At 45.3% G+C, this 19,686-nt stretch carries 18 protein-coding genes; 12 read left to right on the forward strand and 6 right to left on the reverse strand.

Going from position 1 to position 19,686, the window contains the following annotated elements:
* The first annotated feature begins 21 nt into the window (after positions 1-21).
* A complete protein-coding gene (nadA, locus tag M4J38_RS15590; RefSeq protein ID WP_251760707.1) occupies positions 22-1,032 on the forward strand; it encodes a quinolinate synthase NadA in 1,011 nt (336 codons plus the stop codon).
* A 70-nt stretch (positions 1,033-1,102) separates the two neighbouring features.
* Complete coding sequence (locus M4J38_RS15595; protein WP_251760708.1) at positions 1,103-2,230, forward strand: hypothetical protein; 1,128 nt, start codon at positions 1,103-1,105, stop codon at positions 2,228-2,230.
* Here the strand turns inward: M4J38_RS15595 and feoB are convergent, their stop codons facing one another.
* Positions 2,231-4,351, reverse strand: a complete 2,121-nt coding sequence (feoB, locus tag M4J38_RS15600; protein ID WP_251760709.1) for a ferrous iron transport protein B — start codon at positions 4,349-4,351, stop codon at positions 2,231-2,233.
* Between the two features lie 136 nt (positions 4,352-4,487).
* Between feoB and M4J38_RS15605 the strand changes: the two genes are divergently transcribed.
* Genes M4J38_RS15605 through M4J38_RS15620 form a run of 4 tightly spaced genes read left to right on the forward strand, consistent with a single transcriptional unit; the run spans position 4,488 to position 7,545 of the window.
* Complete coding sequence (locus M4J38_RS15605) at positions 4,488-6,155, forward strand: M20/M25/M40 family metallo-hydrolase (protein ID WP_251760710.1); 1,668 nt, start codon at positions 4,488-4,490, stop codon at positions 6,153-6,155.
* 15 nt (positions 6,156-6,170) lie between these two features.
* Positions 6,171-6,605, forward strand: a complete 435-nt coding sequence (locus tag M4J38_RS15610; RefSeq protein WP_251760711.1) for an IPExxxVDY family protein — start codon at positions 6,171-6,173, stop codon at positions 6,603-6,605.
* 17 nt (positions 6,606-6,622) lie between these two features.
* Positions 6,623-6,853, forward strand: coding sequence for a 4a-hydroxytetrahydrobiopterin dehydratase (locus M4J38_RS15615; protein ID WP_251760712.1), 231 nt, complete (start codon positions 6,623-6,625; stop codon positions 6,851-6,853).
* The gene (locus M4J38_RS15620) at positions 6,850-7,545 is read left to right on the forward strand and encodes a hypothetical protein (RefSeq protein ID WP_251760713.1); all 696 of its coding nucleotides are present in this window, start codon (positions 6,850-6,852) and stop codon (positions 7,543-7,545) included. Before M4J38_RS15615 ends, M4J38_RS15620 begins: the two co-directional genes overlap by 4 nt.
* Here the strand turns inward: M4J38_RS15620 and M4J38_RS15625 are convergent.
* Both M4J38_RS15625 and rho read right to left on the reverse strand, forming a co-directional pair.
* Positions 7,532-7,735: a hypothetical protein gene (locus tag M4J38_RS15625; RefSeq protein WP_251760714.1), complete on the reverse strand. Its 204-nt coding sequence runs from the start codon at positions 7,733-7,735 to the stop codon at positions 7,532-7,534. The genes M4J38_RS15620 and M4J38_RS15625 overlap by 14 nt on opposite strands.
* 103 nt (positions 7,736-7,838) lie before the next feature.
* Positions 7,839-9,557, reverse strand: coding sequence for a transcription termination factor Rho (gene rho / locus M4J38_RS15630; RefSeq protein WP_256469216.1), 1,719 nt, complete (start codon positions 9,555-9,557; stop codon positions 7,839-7,841).
* Between the two features lie 353 nt (positions 9,558-9,910).
* Here rho and asnS point away from each other — a divergent pair, with 353 nt between their 5' ends.
* From asnS to chrA, 3 genes are all read left to right on the forward strand, one after another.
* A complete protein-coding gene (asnS, locus tag M4J38_RS15635) occupies positions 9,911-11,347 on the forward strand; it encodes an asparagine--tRNA ligase (RefSeq protein WP_251760715.1) in 1,437 nt (478 codons plus the stop codon).
* 23 nt (positions 11,348-11,370) lie between these two features.
* On the forward strand, positions 11,371-12,315 hold the full coding sequence (locus tag M4J38_RS15640) for an isopenicillin N synthase family oxygenase (protein WP_251760716.1): 945 nt from the start codon (positions 11,371-11,373) through the stop codon (positions 12,313-12,315).
* A 99-nt stretch (positions 12,316-12,414) separates the two neighbouring features.
* Positions 12,415-13,608 carry a chromate efflux transporter gene (gene chrA / locus M4J38_RS15645; RefSeq protein WP_251760717.1) on the forward strand — a complete coding sequence of 398 codons (1,194 nt, stop codon included), beginning with the start codon at positions 12,415-12,417 and terminating at the stop codon, positions 13,606-13,608.
* On the opposite strand, the gene nadD is transcribed toward chrA, so the two are convergent.
* Together nadD and M4J38_RS15655 are read right to left on the reverse strand one after the other, a co-directional pair.
* Positions 13,603-14,172 (reverse strand): nicotinate (nicotinamide) nucleotide adenylyltransferase, encoded by a 570-nt coding sequence (nadD, locus tag M4J38_RS15650; protein ID WP_251760718.1) that lies wholly within the window; start codon positions 14,170-14,172, stop codon positions 13,603-13,605. The two genes, chrA and nadD, sit on opposite strands and share 6 nt — an antisense overlap.
* Positions 14,173-14,182: 10 nt before the next feature.
* Positions 14,183-14,410, reverse strand: a complete 228-nt coding sequence (locus M4J38_RS15655) for a FeoA family protein (protein ID WP_251760719.1) — start codon at positions 14,408-14,410, stop codon at positions 14,183-14,185.
* 96 nt (positions 14,411-14,506) lie between these two features.
* Here M4J38_RS15655 and ybeY point away from each other — a divergent pair, with 96 nt between their 5' ends.
* Positions 14,507-14,947, forward strand: coding sequence for an rRNA maturation RNase YbeY (ybeY, locus tag M4J38_RS15660; protein WP_256469217.1), 441 nt, complete (start codon positions 14,507-14,509; stop codon positions 14,945-14,947).
* A 572-nt stretch (positions 14,948-15,519) separates the two neighbouring features.
* The gene (gene mnmG, locus M4J38_RS15665; protein WP_251760720.1) at positions 15,520-17,388 is read left to right on the forward strand and encodes a tRNA uridine-5-carboxymethylaminomethyl(34) synthesis enzyme MnmG; all 1,869 of its coding nucleotides are present in this window, start codon (positions 15,520-15,522) and stop codon (positions 17,386-17,388) included.
* A gap of 11 nt (positions 17,389-17,399) precedes the next feature.
* On the opposite strand, the gene M4J38_RS15670 is transcribed toward mnmG, so the two are convergent.
* Complete coding sequence (locus M4J38_RS15670; protein ID WP_251760721.1) at positions 17,400-18,176, reverse strand: hypothetical protein; 777 nt, start codon at positions 18,174-18,176, stop codon at positions 17,400-17,402.
* A gap of 106 nt (positions 18,177-18,282) precedes the next feature.
* Between M4J38_RS15670 and dgt the strand changes: the two genes are divergently transcribed.
* Complete coding sequence (gene dgt / locus M4J38_RS15675) at positions 18,283-19,671, forward strand: dGTP triphosphohydrolase (protein WP_251760722.1); 1,389 nt, start codon at positions 18,283-18,285, stop codon at positions 19,669-19,671.
* The last annotated feature ends 15 nt before the right edge of the window (positions 19,672-19,686 follow it).

Genomic DNA, 19,686 nt, shown 5'->3' on the forward strand with positions numbered 1-19,686 from the left:
AGATAACTAATAATATATACTATGGAAGTTTTGAACATGGAAAAAGCGGTGGCCGAAGTTTCGAAAAAAGGTTTCCTGGATGTGGAGGTGGATCCAACGCTTGACCTGTTTGCGGAGATCGAAAAGCTGAAGAAAGAAAAGAACGCCATATTGCTTGCGCACTATTACCAGGAGCCGGATATCCAGGACGTGGCAGATTACATTGGCGATAGCCTGGGCCTCGCGCAGCAGGCGGAGAAAACCAATGCCGATATCATTGTTTTCGCCGGTGTGCATTTTATGGCCGAAACAGCGAAGATCCTGAATCCTTCCAAAAAGGTATTGCTACCCGATCTGAACGCGGGATGCTCCCTCGCAGATTCGGCCCCTCCGGAGCTGTTTAAGGCCTTCAAACAGAAATACCCTGACCACCTTGTTATTTCTTATATCAACTGCTCAGCGGGCATTAAAGCGCTCAGCGATATCATTTGTACCTCTTCCAACGCGGAGAAAATCGTGGAAAGTCTGCCAAAGGACCAGAAAATCATTTTCGCGCCCGATAAAAACCTGGGGGCCTACCTGGTGAAAAAGACAGGAAGAGATATGGTGCTCTGGAACGGCGCCTGTATGGTGCACGAGATATTCTCCCTGGAGAAGATCACCAAACTGAAACAAAGGCATCCCAACGCAAAGATCATCGCGCATCCGGAATGTGAAGAACCGATCCTTCGTATCGCGGATCATATCGGCTCCACCACCGGATTGCTGAAATATACCCAGACCGATAGCGCTACGGAATACATCGTAGCCACCGAAACAGGCATCCTGCACCAGATGCAGAAGGAATCGCCCCACAAAACTTTTATCCCTGCTCCACCGAACAATTCCTGCGCCTGCAATGATTGTCCGCACATGAAACTGAACACCCTGGAAAAGTTGTACCTCTGTATGAAGTACGAAACACCGGAGATCACGATGGATGAGCAACTCCGCCTGGCGGCTAAAAAACCGATCGACCGGATGCTCGAGATCAGCAAACAATTCGGGTTATAGAGAAATATTTCCGGGTTTGGATTATTTTGTGGTGAATTTCAGCCAGTAAATGACCCCTTAAAATCCATCCATGACCCGTTTTTTTCTGCTTGCATGTACCGTGATTTTCTTTTCCTGCGGAGGAGGAAACAAATTCAGAGCATCTAATACCGAAGACAAAGAACTTTTTAAAGCCATTAACGCACTGGTAAAAGATCCGGCCAATAAAAACGCAAGAAACGATCTTGCTTACCTGTACGCCGATTCCAGACAAAGGCACCTGAACAATATTGAACAACTGAACGCCAGCACCTACGATACCAAATGGGATGGACTGGTGCAGGAATATACTTCGCTTCAGAATATTTATTTCGCCATCAACAGTTCACTGGCCATGACCCAATTGGTAAAACCGGTGAATTTTGCTACCGAACTGAACGAGACGAAAGAAAACGCCGCTGAATTTTATTACAGGAAAGGAGAAGAAATGATGCGTGTGGGCAACCGTGCCGCACTAAAAGAATCCTGGAACCTGTTTAGAAGGAGCCAGCAATATATTCCGGAGTACAAAGATTCGAAAGCGAAGATCCAGGAAGCACTGGAATTAGGAACGGTGGATGTGGTGATTACGGACATGACCTTCAATGATTTCCCTGTTTGGAACTTCGGCGTTCCCTTAAACAATAACCTGGAAAGACAACTGGTGCAGGATCTTGGTGGCAACTACGGTAACAACAACGGTGCGCGTTATTTCACGGAAACGGATGCACGCAATTCGACTATAAATCCATCGATAGTGGTGGAATCCGGCTGGCGGAACCTTTTCTTCAATATGTCGCCGGCCATCAGTAGTTACGATGTGGACCGATCAAAAACCGTCAAACAGAAAAATCCCACCACTAAGAAAGATGAGGACATTACGGTTACCGCGAAGTTAAAGATCACCAAAAGGATTTTCACGGCTAGGGGAGACCTGGAACTGAACATCCGCGATATTGCCGCACAAAAAAATATCTCCTGGAACACCATACCCGCCAGCACAGATTACATTATTGAAACCGCCACTTTCACCGGAGACAGCAGGGCGCTTACCGAACAGGATGCAATCCTGGTAAGCAGGCGCTATGTACTTCCCAACCGTTATATGTTGCTGAGTGAATTGTACCGCAGCATTTACAGCCAGGTAAGGAATACTATACAGCGCAATACCGCGTGGTAATTAACTCAGGGCCTGGTAGGTTATCAAACTCAACACGTAAGCGAGAATAGTCATGTAGGTAAGTTGTACCATGGGCCATTTCCAGCTTTTGGTCTCTCTTTTTACCACGGCGAGTGTACTCATACATTGCATGGCAAGTACATAAAATACGAGTAACGACATACCGGTTGCGAAGGTGTATACTTTGCTGCCGTCTTCAAAAGTAGCTTGTCGCATTTTATCTCGGAGTAAAGGACTATTCTCGTCTTCATCGCCTACACTGTATAAGGTGGCCATGGTTCCTACAAATACTTCCCGTGCCGCAAAAGAAGTGATCAGCGCGATGCCAATCTTCCAATCGTAACCCAGTGGTTCAATGGCTGGTTCTATTGATTTGCCAAGAATACCGGCGTAAGAATTGGCCAGGAGTTCACCTGATTTTTGTTTTTCAAGGCCTTCTACGTCCACACCGGGTTGTTGTTCCAGTTGTTCGTACTTTGCCTGCACAACTTCCATTTTACCGGACGGTCCGTAGGAACTCAGCACCCAAAGGATAAGACTGATTACCATAATTACTTTACCCGCGTCCACCACGAATATTTTCGCTTTCTGGAACATGGTAAGAAAGATGGTGTTCCATCTGGGAGAGCGGTAAACAGGGAGTTCCAGGATAAAGAAACTTTTCTCTTTGATCTTGATGAACCATTTGAAAACCCAGGCTACAATCAAACTCATTACTAATCCCATCAGGTAAAGTGCCATCATTACCAGTCCTTGTAAACTGAAGATGCCCAGCACTTTTGTATCCGGTATAATAAGGGCGATCATGATTACGTAGATAGGTAACCTCGCGGAACAACTCATCAGCGGTGTTACCAGTATTGTCAGCAGGCGTTCTTTTTTATTTTCAATGTTCCTTGTGCTCATGATGGCGGGAACCGCACAGGCAAATGCGCTGATCATGGGCATCACACTTTTTCCGTTCATGCCCACCTGGCGCATGAGCCGGTCGGTCATAAAACTGATACGGGCCATGTATCCGGTATCTTCGAGCAAAGTGATCAATCCGAAAAGTATCATGATCTGCGGAACGAATATTACGATGCCGCCGAGTCCTGCGATCAATCCGTTCACGATCAGATCGGAGAACCATCCTTCGGGAAGTACCGCAGCTGTTGTTTCCGTTAACCAGGCGAAGCCGGTTTCAATCCAATCCATAGGGTAGGAGGCGATCCAGAAAACACTTTGGAAAAGTAAAAACAACACAGCCAAAAGAATAACATAACCCCAGCGCCGGTGCAGTAAAACACTGTCCAGTTTTTCGGTGAACAGGTTTTTTTGAATGGGATCGGGCTGGGAAACACTTTGGTGCATGATACCCCTGATGCGGGTGTACCGTTGCATGATTTCTTCCGCCTGCGTTTTGGTGGGATTGAACTGGTTGTCTTTTTCGGCTTGTTCAATTCTTTCCTGTATATCTCTTTTCAGGTCAAAAGATTCGTGGTTGATCAGGTAATGAATCGCTTTGTAGTCGCTGGCTTCCGGGAATATTTCCTGCACGGTACCAATGGCGTTTTCCGCGAGTTGCCTGTTTTCTATAAAATCGCGCAACGGTGTTTTATACAGGTGCTGAACCGTTTGTTCCACCGCTTTTTTCAGTTGGGGAATCCCCTTGTTTTTGCGTGGATTCACAGCAATAACGGGAACGCCCAGTTCCCTTTCCAGGGCGGGCACATCAATGGAGATGCCTTTTTTCCGGGCGATATCCATCATGGTGAGCGCGATCACCACAGGAATTTTGAGGTCAATGATCTGGGAACAGAAAAGAAGATTTCTTTTGAGGTTACTGGCATCAGCTACCAGGATCAGCATTTCGGGCTTGATTTGCGCGTCCTGGTCCATCAATACACGGTAGGCCACCCATTCGTCTTCGCGGCGTGGGTATAAACTGTAGGTTCCGGGCAGGTCGATGATAGTGGAATCGAGGTTGTCCGCGATCTTGCAGGAACCTGTTTTCTTATCTACGGTAACGCCGGGGAAGTTCCCAACCTTCTGATTCATCCCGGTGAGCGTGTTGAAAAGCGAAGTTTTTCCGCTGTTCGGGTTGCCCACCAATGCTATGTTTACTGTGTTCTTTCCCAAAATAAAGCTGTAAAGCCGCAAAGGTACTGGCTATTTCCGGGTTACTGTTTACGAATTCGGGAGTTTTACGGGTTTATTACATTCAGCTACCTTTGCAGGGTCGGGCGATTTTTGCAGTACTTTTCAAAACAAAGGGATGTTCATAAAGATTTTCAGGCCAATCGGCCTTCTGTTGGGGATGAGTTTGCTGACCACCGGGGTGGTAAACGCACAAAAGTTAAAAAAAGCGGATAAAGCGCTGGTCGCGGCTTTGGAAGCCCACGTGACATTTCTTGCTTCGGATCAATTGGAGGGAAGAAGAACGGGTACACCGGGAGAAGAGAAGGCTGCGGCGTATATCGCGGGTGAATTTGAGAAAGCAGGCCTGCAACCGGGTGTGGAAGGGAAATTTGAGCAGGTATTCACAATTAATGAGGGGAAGCAGGTTGATCCGACTTCTTTTTTGTTCATCAACGGAATTGAGCTGAAGGTGCACCAGGATTTTTTTCCTTTGGTGTACAGTGCGCAGGAAGCCCTGGAATCTTTTCCATCCATGGCCATCAAAGAAGCGGGTGTGCCATGGTTTGTGGAACTGAATGAATTTGTGAAAAGTGAGCTGGAAAAAAATCCGCATGTGGATATGAATGATGCTGTGCGCGCACTGGCTATGAAGCTGGAGGAAAAAGGTGCCACAGCAGTTATTTTTTATGAAGCAACAGGAATCAAGGATGTCTTGAAGTTTGAACCGAAAGGTAATGGGGATAAACCGGCAAATATTCCCCTGATCGTAGTGAAAGAACAGGCTGCTTCAAAATTTCTTAAGGATCATGCCGCCAGTTATGAGATCAAATTGAAGGTAAAACTCTCCGATAAGATCAGGAAAGGCAGAAATGTGGTAGGGATTGTGGACAACAATGCGCCAAATACGGTGGTATTGGGTGCGCATTATGATCACCTGGGCTATGGTGAGGATGGCAATTCGATGATACGTGAAGGAAATCCCGGTATTCACAACGGAGCGGACGATAATGCGAGTGGTACAGCGGTGTTGATTGAACTGGCAAAAGCCGTTAAGGCAAAGCAGCTCAAACAATACAATTATGTTTTCGCCGCTTTTTCGGGAGAAGAACTGGGGCTGATCGGTTCGAGGTATTTTACGGAACATCTTCCGTTGAAGGATAAACCCCTGAACTATATGGTCAATATGGATATGGTGGGTAGGTTAAAATCCCCTGAGAACGTGATTACCGTTGGTGGATATGGTACATCTCCTTCCTGGGAAAAACTGGTGCTCAATAAAAAAGACAAATCATTAGTGGTTTCCATCGATTCTTCAGGTGCCGGACCCAGTGATCATTATTCTTTTTACAGGATCAATGTTCCCGTGCTTTTTTTCTTCACCGGAACGCATCAGGATTACCATAAACCCAGTGATGATGCGGATAAACTGAATTATACAGGAATGTTCCTGGTGGAAAGAAAAATTATGGATATCGTTACGGCGGCGGAAAAAGAACCTAAACTCAGTTTCCTGAAAACAAGGGAAAAACAAACTGCTTCCTCCACTTCTTTTAAGGTTACCTTGGGCATAATGCCGGACTATGTTTTCTACGGAACAGGTGTAAAAATTGATGGTACCACAACGGGAAAACCTGCGGAAAAAGCTGGTTTGAAGAAAGGGGATATCGTGGTGAAAATTGGTGATCTTACGATTTCAGGTATGGAAGATTATATGAAGGCCCTGGGAAGTTTTGAAAAAGGTCAACAAACAACGGTGGTGTTTGTAAGGGATGGAAAAGAAATGAAAGCGGAAGTTAACTGGTAGAAACTGCAATAGCGTATGAAACTGAAACTGGATGTGAGCCAGATGGCAGATGAATTTTTCGAGGATACGCGGCTGCTTGGCGTTGTGGCCCCTATCCGCGATTACCAGTTTTGCTGGCGGTTGAACAACAGACTTCGCTTCGATTTCAGGATCAACAATGATGTGGAGATACAGCTTACCCGGAAAAACAGGCAATATTTTTTCTCCGTATATTCATTTCCGGAACCCCATTGCAGCCTGGTTCATTATTTATACAATAACCAGTTCGATGGGGAATACCTGCTGCCCGAATTCAGGCACCTCGATTTTTTGTGGTTACTGAAAGGAGATGTGGTTTCTGATGATTACCTTCAGAACATCATGCAGTTGCTCCGGAGTATGGGTGATGTGCAAATGGTAATGGAGATTGGTCAGAGCCAGGTAAAGCATAAAAGTCACATGATCTTTTAACAATTAATACGTGTGTTATGTGGGAAAATACAGACAATAAACTTTACAGGAAATTCAGCTTTAAAGATTTTTCAGAAGCTTTCGCTTTTATGACGCGTGTAGCGATGATAGCTGAAAAACAAAACCACCATCCTTCCTGGAGGAACACCTATAATACAGTTGAAGTATGGTTGTCCACACATGATGCCGGCGATGTTGTGACGGAGAAAGATAAAAAGCTCGCGGCAGCAATTGACGCTTTATTATGATAAAAGGATTACGTTTTCTTAGTAGTGCTCTGGTAATAATTTTCGTCTTCGCCTGTAACAACGGAGACAAGGAAAGTACTGCTCCGGAAGACCAATCGGACAGTGTGAACATTCTTGCCAGAACGGATTCGTCCTTTGAGGTGAGCGGTCCGGCAGAAGGGGCGCTTCAGCAATGGTTTTCTTTCATCCAACCTGAATATAAATTGAGCATCGACAGTTTTGTACTCACGGATATCTGGGTGGAAGATTCGCTGATAACAGAGCCCTTCAAACCCGATAGCCTGTATTATCCATTGTATGGAAAGTACCTGCGCTACGCGCCGGACAGCGCTTATTTCGTGGACCTTGATAGTTACAATATTTTATTGAAGGAAACGAATGGAGTGGTATCCGGAACAGTGGGCGGCCCTGACAACCTGGTTTTTCTTATCGACAAAAATAACCAGATCAAAAAGCGTTTGTTGTTCAACGGCCCTGGTACTTATATCCAGGATGCATGGTGGATCAACAATGAATCGGTACTACTGGCTTCTATAGCCGAAGGGGATTCCATGAACCGGTTTGAACCAGTGTTGTGGAAAATCAATATTGTGGAGGATCTCTTCGAGAAATATGAATACTGCGGTGCAACTTTGAAGATGTTCCCCGAGTATGTGGAAAAAGTACGCTTTTCAGGTATTACGGTACGATAAAGGATTTCTGACTTTTATACCTGTTGTAATACAGCATATAAATCACGATAGCCGATATGGCAGGTAGTGTGAAGAGCAGCACAATAAATACAGCTTTGATGAAATTGTTCTTTTCGTTTTCGAAAAGCAGGTTGAAAGCGCTGAGTGATAAATACAGCACACCTATTGCGATAAGGATGGCAGGCAACATGCGGATCGTTTTTGGTGGAAAATTTCCATAACTAATTTACTAAATATCTGACAAATAAAAATCCCGCTGATCAACAGCGGGATTTTGTATAGTAACGTATTGTTTAGCGGTTCATACTCGCGAGAAACTCGATATTGTCTTTCGTTCCCCTCATGCGTTTCAGGAGTTCCTGCATCGCTTCTTCAGGATTCATATCGTTGAGGTATACACGCAGCAGGTTCATGCGCTGCAGCACATCTTTTTCCAGCAGCAGGTCATCACGACGGGTAGAAGATGAAACGAGGTCGATGGCGGGGTAAACCCTTCTGTTCGACAAGCGACGTTCCAGTTGCAGTTCCATGTTACCGGTACCTTTAAATTCTTCGAAGATTACTTCATCCATTTTGGAACCGGTGTCAATAAGTGCAGTAGCAAGAATGGTAAGTGATCCGCCGTTTTCAATTTTACGGGCGGCGCCGAAGAATTGTTTTGGTTTCTGCATGGCGTTGGCTTCCACACCACCACTCAGTACTTTACCTGAAGCGGGTGCCACGGTATTGTGTGCACGTGCGAGACGGGTAATGGAATCCAGCAGGATGATTACATCGTGGCCACATTCTACCAAACGTTTCGCTTTTTGTAAAGCGATGGTGGAAACGCGTACGTGTTTCTCAGCGGGTTCATCGAAGGTAGAAGCCAGTACTTCTGCCTTTACGCTTCTTTCCATATCGGTCACCTCTTCCGGACGTTCATCGATCAGTACCACCATAAGGTAACATTCAGGATGGTTTTCGGCGATGGCGTTGGCGATGTTTTTCAACATCATTGTTTTACCCGTTTTTGGCTGGGCAACAATCAATCCGCGTTGTCCCTTACCGATAGGTGTGAACAGGTCGATGATACGGGTAGAGTAGTTATCGGGCGTTGTAAAGATGTTCAGTTTTTCGAAAGGGAACAAAGGCGTGAGGTAATCGAAGGGAACGCGGTCGCGTACTTCTTCGGGCTTCTTGCCATTGATGGTTTCCACTTTCAGCAGCGCGAAATATTTCTCGCCTTCTTTTGGCGGACGAACCGTTCCGTTAACGGTGTCACCGGTTTTCAGTCCGAACAGTTTGATCTGTGAAGGACTTACATAAATATCATCGGGAGAAGAAAGGTAATTATAATCGCTGGAACGCAGGAAGCCGTAGCCGTCGGGCATCATTTCCAGCACACCTTCACCTGGTATCATGCCATCGAATTCGATGTTGAAAACCGGTTCTTTTTTATGGAAGGTTCTGGGTTGTTGTTGTGGCGCGGGTTCGTGCGTTGGTGGCGGATCAAGGTTGATGTCTTCGGCAAGCGCTTCAGCAATGAGCGGGCTTATAATGAGCGGTTCGTTGTTCAGCGTATCATCGCCTTCGTAAGAATCAGCGTTGATTTCACCAATCGGAAGTTCAGGTTGCTCAGGCTTTTTACGAACAGGTTTTTTTGCAACCGGAGCTGGTGGGGGAGGAGGTGTGGCCGCTACAGGCTTTTCTTCTTTTTTCTCCTCTTTCTTTTCCTCTTTTTTGAGTTCTTTTTTAACCGGTTTTTTAGCTTTGGGTTCGGGAACTGTTTCACCACTTTCCACTACGGCTTCTTCCGTACTGTTGGCTGTTGTGGTTTTCACGATTCGTTTTCTCTTGCCTGCTTTATCATCATCTTTGCCTGCGTTATCAGATGCCATTACTGCTTGTTTGTCGAGGATCTTGTATACAAGTTCCTGCTTGTTCATTTTCTTAGCGTTAGGGATTTTTAATTGCTCTGCGATATCCAGCAACTCAGGAACGAGCATGTCGTTCAGTTGTAAAATGTCGTACATAGAAACGATTTGAAGAGTGGTTAGCCGGGCGGCCAACAGAAAGGAAAATTTGATTTGAAAAATAAGTTGATTGGGATTGAAAGGAGCCGATGAGCTAGTTTCTCCTTGCAATGTTACAATATATTCAGAAAATCGTCAAATGAGCAATCAAATATTTTGTTAATTGGTCATAATCAATCAGTTATGATTATTGTAAAGAATTGATTTTCAATAGATTGAAATTGCCGTGTGAAAGTTCATGGTATCGTTCCGCAGTGTTTTTACCAAAAATATCTTTTATAAGTGTTGATTTCCTTGATATTATGTGGAAAAAAGAGAGATTTGTAACCACTAAACAATTGAATAAGGGAATCATGTTCAACAAGAGAGTTAAAATTTCAACTTTACTAACATCTGCTACTGCAGGGGACCAGGTTACGGTGATGGGATGGGTGCGCACCTTCCGCAACAACCAGTTTATAGCGCTGAATGATGGTTCTACCAATAATAATATTCAGGTAGTGGCGGAGCTTGGAAAATTTGATGATAATCTGCTGAAAAGGTTAACTACCGGGGCTTCCGTTAAAGTAACCGGTGAAGTTGTGCCTTCCATTGGTAAGGGCCAGTCGGTGGAAATAAAGGCAGGAGCAATAGAAATTCTCGGCGACAGTGATCCGGAAAAATACCCGCTTCAGCCCAAGAAACACAGCCTGGAGTTTCTCCGTGAAATCGCCCATTTGCGTTTCCGTACAAACACCTTTGGTTCCGTGTTCAGAATACGGCATTCGCTGGCGTTCGCAGTACATAAGTTTTTCAACGAAAAAGGATTCGTTTACATGCATACACCTGTAATCACTGCATCGGATGCGGAAGGTGCGGGTGAGATGTTCCGCGTCACCACACTTGACCTGGATAAACTGCCGAGAACGGAAGATGGCGCTGTGAATTTCAAAGAGGATTTTTTTGGAAGAAGTACAAACCTCACGGTTTCAGGTCAGCTGGAAGGAGAACTGGCGGCGATGGCGTTTTCAGAAATTTATACTTTCGGCCCAACGTTCCGCGCGGAGAACTCAAATACAGCCAGACACCTCGCTGAGTTCTGGATGATTGAACCTGAAATGGCTTTTCATGACCTGGAAGACAACATGAACCTGGCGGAAGAGTTCATCAAATACATCATCCGTTATGTGATGGAACACAATGCCGATGATCTTACTTTCCTCACGCAAAGACTTGCGGAAGAAGAAAAACAAAAACCACAGAATGAACGCAGCGAAATGGGATTGATAGAAAAGCTGGAATTCGTGGTGAACAATGCTTTTGAAAGAATCACTTATACGGAGGCGATTGATATATTGTTGCAGTCGCCCGCTTACAAGAAGAAGAAATTCCAGTATGAAGTGAAGTGGGGCGTGGATATGCAGAGTGAACATGAGCGCTATCTCGTAGAAAAACATTTCAAAAAGCCAGTGATCGTGACCAACTATCCCGCTGAGATAAAATCGTTCTACATGCGATTGAATGAGGATGGAAAAACAGTTGCGGCCATGGACATCCTCGCGCCGGGTATTGGTGAAATTGTTGGTGGTTCTCAACGGGAAGAACGTTTGGATGTGCTGGAAGAAAAAATGAAAAAGCTGGGCGTGCCTGCGGAAGAATTGTGGTGGTACCTGGATACGAGAAGATTTGGCTCCGTGCCACATGCCGGTTTTGGCCTCGGTTTCGAAAGAATGGTGTTGTTCGTTACGGGCATGGGTAATATCCGTGATGTGATTCCTTTTCCCAGAACACCGAAGAACGCTGAATTCTAATTGCCACACTAAAACACCTAACGATGTCGATACCAGTTGTTGATCTTGCTGATTTCTTATCCGGTGATCCGGAAAGGAAAAGTAGTTTCGTAAGTGCATTGGGAAAGGCTTATGAAGATGTAGGATTTGTATCCGTGAAGAACCACGGCATTCCCGATGAACTCATCAGCACACTTTACCAGAAAGTACAACAGTTTTATAAGTTACCCGCTGAAGAAAAGAAGCGGTATGAGATAGAGGGACTTGCCGGCCAAAGGGGTTATACTTCTTTCGGGAAAGAACATGCGAAAGGAAGTGATGCGCCGGATCTGAAAGAATTTTTTCAGTATGGACAAACAATTCCTGAAGGGGTAGCTTCTTCAGAAGATTATCCTGATAACGTACAAGTGCCTTCGATAGCGGGATTTAATAATACGCTTCAGCAGACGTACAGGGCTTTCGAAAAAAGCGGCTTCGCTTTACTCCGGGCCATAGCGCTGTACCTGGGGTTGGAAGAAAATTATTTCGATCAACATGTTGAGTATGGTAATTCAATTTTGCGTGCCATTCATTACCCTCCGATATTGAAGGAACCTGCAAGTGCGATCCGCGCAGAGCAGCATGAAGACATCAACCTGATCACATTGCTGGTCGGCGCCAGCGCTGATGGGCTTGAAATACTGGACAGGTCAGGGAAGTGGGTGCCTGTTACTTCATTGCCCGAACAGATTGTGGTGAATGTTGGTGATATGTTACAACGCCTTACCAACAATAAACTGAAGTCTACGACACACCGTGTAGTGAATCCTCCGAGGGAACTCTGGGCTACAAGCCGTTTCTCCATGCCTTTCTTCCTCCATCCTAAGAGTGAGATGAGCCTGGCTTGTCTGGAAAACTGCATAGACAAAGATCACCCCAAGCAGTATGAGGATATCACTGCGGGAGGTTACCTGGATGAAAGACTGAGAGAAATTGGTCTCAAGAAATAACCGCTTTATCGCTTAGGAAACGCAACCCGTTCAACAGGGTTGCTTTTTTATTAATTTTAGTTTGTGGTTCTACTGCGCCATATCCCGTTCTTAAAATCTGTGTTTTTGCACAGTGTTACAGCGTTCGGTGGTCCCCAGGGACATTACGGAATGGTGCTGAAAACCTTTGTGCAGAAACGAAGGGATATTACTGAAGAAGAGTTGATCGATTACAATTCCTTTTGCCAGTTGCTGCCGGGAGCCTCCAGTACACAGATACTTACATTGGTCGGTTATAAGCGGGGAGGCGTTCCATTGGCGATCATTACTTTATTGGTTTGGATATTGCCGGCGTGCATACTGATGGGCTTGTTTTCTTTCCTGCTGTTTCTCTTCGATAAAAAGGACCTCAACAATAAGGTATTCTCTTTCATTTCTCCTATGGCGGTCGGTTTTCTGGCGTATGCCGCGTTTAAAACCTTCCGGCTTTCCATTCACAATACGATTACCTGGATCATCATGTTGATTTGCCTGGGCATCACTTATATCTGGTTTAAGTCGCCCTGGGTATTTCCCCTGTTGCTGATTGCAGGCGGTGTTGTCACGAATTTTAGTGACAAGCGTATTCCGCAGAAGGATATCCTTCCTAAGAAGATCAAGTGGGGAAACATCTGGTTGTTCGTGGTGATATTCATTGCCGCGGGTTTTGTGAGTGAGATCGCCCGTGTACAGCAATGGGAGCACCGTCGTGCGTTTAACCTTTTCGAGAACTTTTACCGTTTTGGAAGCCTGGTATTTGGGGGGGGACAAGTGCTGATTCCGCTGATGTACGAACAGTTCGTGGTTCGTTTTGTGGCAAGGGGGCAGGAACCTTATATGTCGGGTGCCGAATTTCTTACCGGCGCGGGTATTGTGCGGGCGATGCCTGGGCCGGTTTTTTCTATTGCATCTTTCGCCGGTGGTATGGCCATGCACGATCAGGGTGCGGTGATGCAGGTGATTGGCTGTACCGTTGGTATGATCGGTATCTTCCTGCCCAGTGCTTTACTTGCGCTTTTCTTTTACCCGATCTGGCATAACCTGAAAAGATACGCGGTGGTATACCGTGCTTTAGAAGGAATCAATGCGGCTGTGGTAGGTATTATGATTGCGGCGACACTCATCATGATGAAAGACATTACGATTACGGAGTGGAAGACCGTTACTTTTATGAATATCGGTGTGATTGTAGGAACCTTTCTCCTGCTTCGTTTTACCAGGGTTCCTTCCCCTGTTGTTGTGCTGGCCTGCCTTTTACTGGGGTGGCTTTTATAAGTAGTAGCCGTTTTCTGTTATTTCCAGTTTTACATTCTCGGGGACCAGGTAGCTGATGTCCTTTTTTCCTTTGATCCATTGCCGGATCATGGTGGAGGAGATGTCCAGGAGCGGCGCGTTTATTACAGTACAGGGAAAGCCTTCCTGTTGCATTACTTCAAAGCCGGGGCGGGGGTAAACGTAGAGGGGATAACGCTGGCCAATCACCGCTGCATTTTTCCATTTGGGAAGATTGAGGTAACTGTCTGCACCAAGAACAATCGAAAATTCGTGTTGAGGATACTTTTCTTCCAGGTAAGCCAGCGTATCAACGGTATAAGAAGGCTTGGGTAAGTTAAACTCGATATCGCTTGCCCGGAGTTTATCGTTTCTTTCTACTGCGGAACGTACCAGGTGCAACCTGTTGTATTCGTTGAGTAGGGAAGAGGAGGGTTTGAACGGATTTTGTGGGGATACCACCAGCCATAGTTGTTCAAGCGGGGTGTGCTGTACCGTATAGTTGGCGATGATAAGGTGTCCGGTATGTATAGGATTGAAAGAGCCGAAGTATAAACCGATGTTCATGGGAGGAAAATTAAGCGACCACTTCTACCAGGATGTTCTCTGCTTCATTCAAACGGAGGCTGAGTGTGTAGCCAGCCACGGAAACTGAGATAGGATCTCCCATGAAGGCTACTTGTTCTACCCTGATTTCTTCACCCGGGATACAGCCCATTTCCATGAGTTTGATAAAAATATCGTCCTTTTCAAATGACCTGATGATCGCCTTAGTGCCTGCCGTAAGTTGTGATAGCTTTTTCATCTGTTTGCTTTTACTTGAAATGAATCTTCTCGTGGTGCTTCTCCTTCGATAAAGGATTCCTGAGCGAATGTACCGGGTATTTCCGAATTTTGAAGGATGAAGAATTCCTCTGCAAAAGTAACCTTTCATTTCCTCGACGTAAAATTTCCCTTTCGGGACCGGACCCGGTTAAAGAATTTCCTTGTGAAGATGTTTGAATTGGAACAAAAGAAGGTCGAATCCCTACAGTACATATTCTGTAGCGATGAGCATTTATTACAAATGAATCGCGACTTCCTTCAGCACGACTATTACACGGACATTATCACATTCGATCTTTCTGCTGCCAAGAATGATCCCACTGTGGGAGAGGTATATATTAGTGTGGATAGGGTGAAAGACAATGCAATAAACTTTGATTCTTCCTTTGAAAAGGAACTGCACCGAGTGGTGTTTCACGGTGTTTTACACCTGATGGGCTATAAAGACAAGTCCGTTAAGGATCAAAAGATGATGAGGAATAAAGAAGATGAGTACCTTACAATGTATTTTAGCTAATGTTCCACGTGGAACAGTTATTAACAGTATATTTTAGTTTCGCGTGTTGTCTTTTGGGATTGAAAATCAATAAGTAAGTATCATTTGTGTGCTCTATTTTCACCTATTTCTTCGATTGATGTTGATAATAATAAGGCTGCTACTATTCACAGCAGATCTTTTATTTAGATATTTTTCCTTGTTTCTGAATTAATATTGAACCTTATGTTCCACGTGGAACATAATTCAATTGACCTCTATTGTTTTCCTGCTAATACTCTTTGTTCCACGTGGAACGTGAGGTGATTTCAATAGTTTAGGAACGTTAGGAGAAAATATAACTTTAATAAAGATTAAGAAAATAAGGTAATGGCGTTCAGAGAGAAGTATAAAGAGCGTCATCTCATATTCAAACATTAATCTTGTTTTGTGGGCTTTCCTAAGGTTTTTCTTCTTTACTGTAGAGGGTGTAATTGCTTGTTATGATGTCTAGTTTTCCGTCGTATTGAAGTCCTTGCACCCTGGTTTATACCCTCATCCCACTATCCTAAATTATCCGCTAATGGTGTACCTTTGCCTCCTAAATTATTGCGATGTTTCCTAAGTATGATGTGATAGTGGCAGGTGCTGGTCATGCAGGTTGTGAAGCGGCGGCTGCTGCGGCCAACCTGGGTTCAAAGGTTTTATTGATAACCATGAATATGCAGACCATTGCGCAGATGAGCTGTAACCCTGCAATGGGTGGAATTGCTAAAGGACAAATTGTTCGGGAAATAGACGCACTGGGTGGATATTCCGGTATTGTGACCGATAAGAGTATGATCCAGTTCAGGATGTTAAACCGGTCGAAGGGACCTGCCATGTGGAGTCCGCGTGCACAAAGTGACCGTATGGTATTTGCCACCACCTGGAGAGAAATGCTGGAGCAAACACCAAACGTGGATTTCTACCAGGATATGGTGAAAGAAATAATTGTGAAGGATGGAAAGGCATGTGGGGTAGTAACGGGTCTGGGACACGAAATATTCAGTTCGAGTGTGGTGATTACCAGCGGAACATTTCTCAATGGCATCATTCATATCGGCGAGAAACAGTTTGGCGGGGGCAGGGTAGCTGAGAAAGCCGCAACAGGAATTACAGAGCAATTGGTTGGACTGGGCTTTGAAAGCGACAGGCTCAAAACCGGCACACCACCCCGGATAGATGGAAGAAGCCTTGATTATTCCAAAATGGAAGAGCAGAAAGGTGATGAGGAGATTGTTGGGTTTTCTTATATGGATGTGCCCAAAATTAAAGCGGAACAACAAAGAAGTTGTTGGATTAGTTATACCAACCAAACCGTTCACGATATTCTAAAGACCGGCTTCGACAGGAGTCCGATGTATGCCGGGAGGATAGAAGGAGTAGGGCCAAGGTATTGCCCGAGTATTGAAGATAAAATCAATCGTTTTGCTGATAGGGAAAGGCACCAGCTGTTTGTAGAGCCCGAAGGATTTAATACTGTTGAAATCTATGTGAATGGCTTTTCGACATCACTTCCTGAAGAAGTACAGATGGCAGCTTTAAGACAAGTGCCCGGTTTTGAAAATGTCCGCATCTTCAGGCCAGGGTATGCGATTGAATACGATTATTTTCCGCCAACACAGCTGACCTATTCGCTTGAAACAAAATTGGTACCCAATCTTTTCTTCGCAGGACAAATCAACGGAACCACCGGTTACGAAGAAGCTGCCTGTCAGGGATTAATGGCAGGGATCAATGCACACCTCAAATCAAAAAATGAAGCACCATTTATTCTTCAAAGAAGCGAAGCTTACATTGGGGTATTGATTGATGACCTCATCTCAAAAGGTACCGATGAACCATACCGTATGTTTACTTCCCGCGCTGAATACAGAACATTGTTGCGGCAGGATAATGCGGACCTCAGGTTAACCGAAAGAAGTTTCCGTTTGGGATTGGCCACCAAAGAAAGGATGACGCGAATGGAAGAAAAGCGGGATGGTGTTGAAAAAGTAAAAGCGACTTTAAAAGAACTCTCCCTCGATCCGGTTACATTCAACCCCTACCTGGAAAGTATAAACTCTGCTCCGCTTACTCAAAAGCAAAAAGCGATGCAGGTTTTGCTTCGCCCGAATGTTGACCTCAAAAAGATGGTGGGCGCTTCCGCACAACTGGCGGAAACACTTTCTTACGCAGACGATGAAATACTGGAGCAGGCAGAAATCCAGGTAAAGTATGATGTTTATATTGAAAAGGAAAAAGAGCTGGTGGAAAGAATGGGGCAACTCGAAAATCTCGTGATTCCTGATAACTTCGATTACGATAAAGTTGCTGCCATCAGCAATGAGGCGCTGCAGAAATTCAAAAAGATAAGACCGCATACATTAGGACAGGCGAGCAGGATAAGTGGCGTAAATCCCAGCGATGTACAGATACTGATGGTATATATGGGAAGATAATAATATATTAATTAAAACTCATATTGGATCACCCGGATCTGAATGGCTTCTTTCGGTGTTTTCCTTCCGGCTTTATAATCTTTGAAACATTCCAGGATATAAATCCCCATTTCTGCTTCTGATGCCAGTTTAACAAATTCAATACCAGGACGATACATCTTCATAAATAATTCCATTTCTTCTCCCGTAAGTTCAGTTAACCTTCTTACGTAAGATTTGGAATAGCGGTAGTCGATGTATTTCTCCTGTTCTTCTTCTATCAATCTTTCCTGCAACGAAAGCATCCGTTTGTTCTTTTTGAAACTGAACATATTGATCAATGCCCCAAGGTCAAGTCCAACGCCTACGGCTCCGGAATTCGGCGGGGCAATAGAAGTACCGAAAGAAGGTTTGTTATAGTTGAAAATCTTCGCATAGTTCTCCCTGTTACTCAGGGAATCAAACTTATAACTGTGCTTCCATACGGTAATGGTGGGCAGCACATCGGATTTCACCTGAATAGAGACGTCGAAAGTAAGTGGGTTGGGAATTGTTCTGACGGCATAACGGGGCGTTGACTTTCCCTGGTACGAGAACCAGATAGAATCTTTTTCTGCCAGTACAAGCTTGTACCTGCCCAACGAATCGGAACTTACGCCTTGTCCGGAACTACCGATTACGCTTACGCCTTCCAGCGGAATCTTCTGCGAGATATCGAATACTTTACCCTGTACGGCTATCTGCGCAAAGCTGCAATAACAATTTCCGGCCAGCAACACTAAAAAGAAGGATCGTAAAAATATTTTCAACGCGAGCAAATTTCAGAAACGGAAGATACAATCTAAGCGCCAGCCAGACGCTATCCGTTGATGTTTTACCAATTTTTTAGGTGGCCGTTGTTCCTTAAATTGCCGCATGAACTGGAATACCTGCCATGCTCCCGGCCGTTTCGGCCAGAACAATGCCTCGCCTGCGCAAAGAACACCTTATGAACGGGATTTTGACCGGCTCATTTTTTCTTCCGCGTTCCGAAGGCTCCAGGACAAGACACAGGTATTCCCCTTACCAGGTCCGGTGCTGGTGCACAACCGACTGACGCATTCGCTGGAAGTGGCCAGTGTGGGCCGTTCCATAGGAAAGCTGGCGGGAGAGGAGTTGCTCGCATCCACGGGTGAAACTTTCTCGGATGCGTCGAAAGAATTTTACGCGTACAATCTATCCAGTGTAATTGCAGCGGCCTGTCTCGCACACGATATTGGCAACCCCTCTTTCGGTCATTCCGGCGAAGCCGCCATCTCCGCTTATTTTGAATACGCCGCTCCGATGCCACTCAATGGTTCCACGTTGCGCGCGCAGTTTACGGATGCTGAATGGAAGGACCTCACCAACTTCGAGGGCAATGCCAATTCATTCCGTATCCTCACGCATCCTTATGCGCACCGCCAGCCGGGCGGGTACAGGCTCACGTTCAGCACCCTGGCCGCCATCGCCAAATATCCGTGTGAGTCTACGGGTACTACAAAAGGTGTCCTGCACAAAAAAAAGTATGGATTCTTCCAGGCCGATAAAGCTGCGTTCTCCAACGTTGCCGAACAAACGAATATGATACCCGATGGAAATGCGCCGCTTTCCTGGAAAAGACATCCATTTGTGTTCCTCGTGGAAGCCGCGGATGATATATGTTACAGAATTATTGATTGGGAGGATGCGCACCGTATCGGCATCCTTGATGCACATACGGCGTCAACGCACCTCATCAACCTGCTGGAAACAGCACCGGATGCAACGGCACAAATGCCCGGCATAAAAAGAACGATGGATGAGTTAAAAAATGATCCACGTGAACAACTCGCCTACCTCCGCGCCAAGTGCATCAATTATCTTGTGGTAACCTGCGCAAAAGCCTTTGCCGGGGAACAGCAAAACCTGCTGAACGGAACACTTGATAAACCGTTGCTGGATTTATTGCCGATCGGCAGTATCAACGCCCTCGAAAACATCAACCAGGTCACCATTCAAAAAATTTACAACCATGAGACTGTCGTAAAAATTGAACTGGCGGGTTACGAAGTAATGAAAGCCCTGTTGGAAGAGTTTATCCCCGCCATGCTCAGTAATTCACCCACGCACAAGCAAAAGAAAATTCTGAAATTGCTGCCTGCGCAGTTTTCAGTAGTCGGCGAAAGTACGCCTTACTTAAAGGCGCTGAGTGTGGTAGATTTCATTTCAGGCATGACGGACCTTTACGCCATGGAAATGTATAAAAACCTCCGTGGTATAAGTCTCCCCGTGCATTCCTCCTGAGCCGTGTATATTTCT

The sequence above is a fragment of the Parasegetibacter sp. NRK P23 genome (assembly GCF_023721715.1).
Lineage (GTDB): Bacteria > Bacteroidota > Bacteroidia > Chitinophagales > Chitinophagaceae > Parasegetibacter.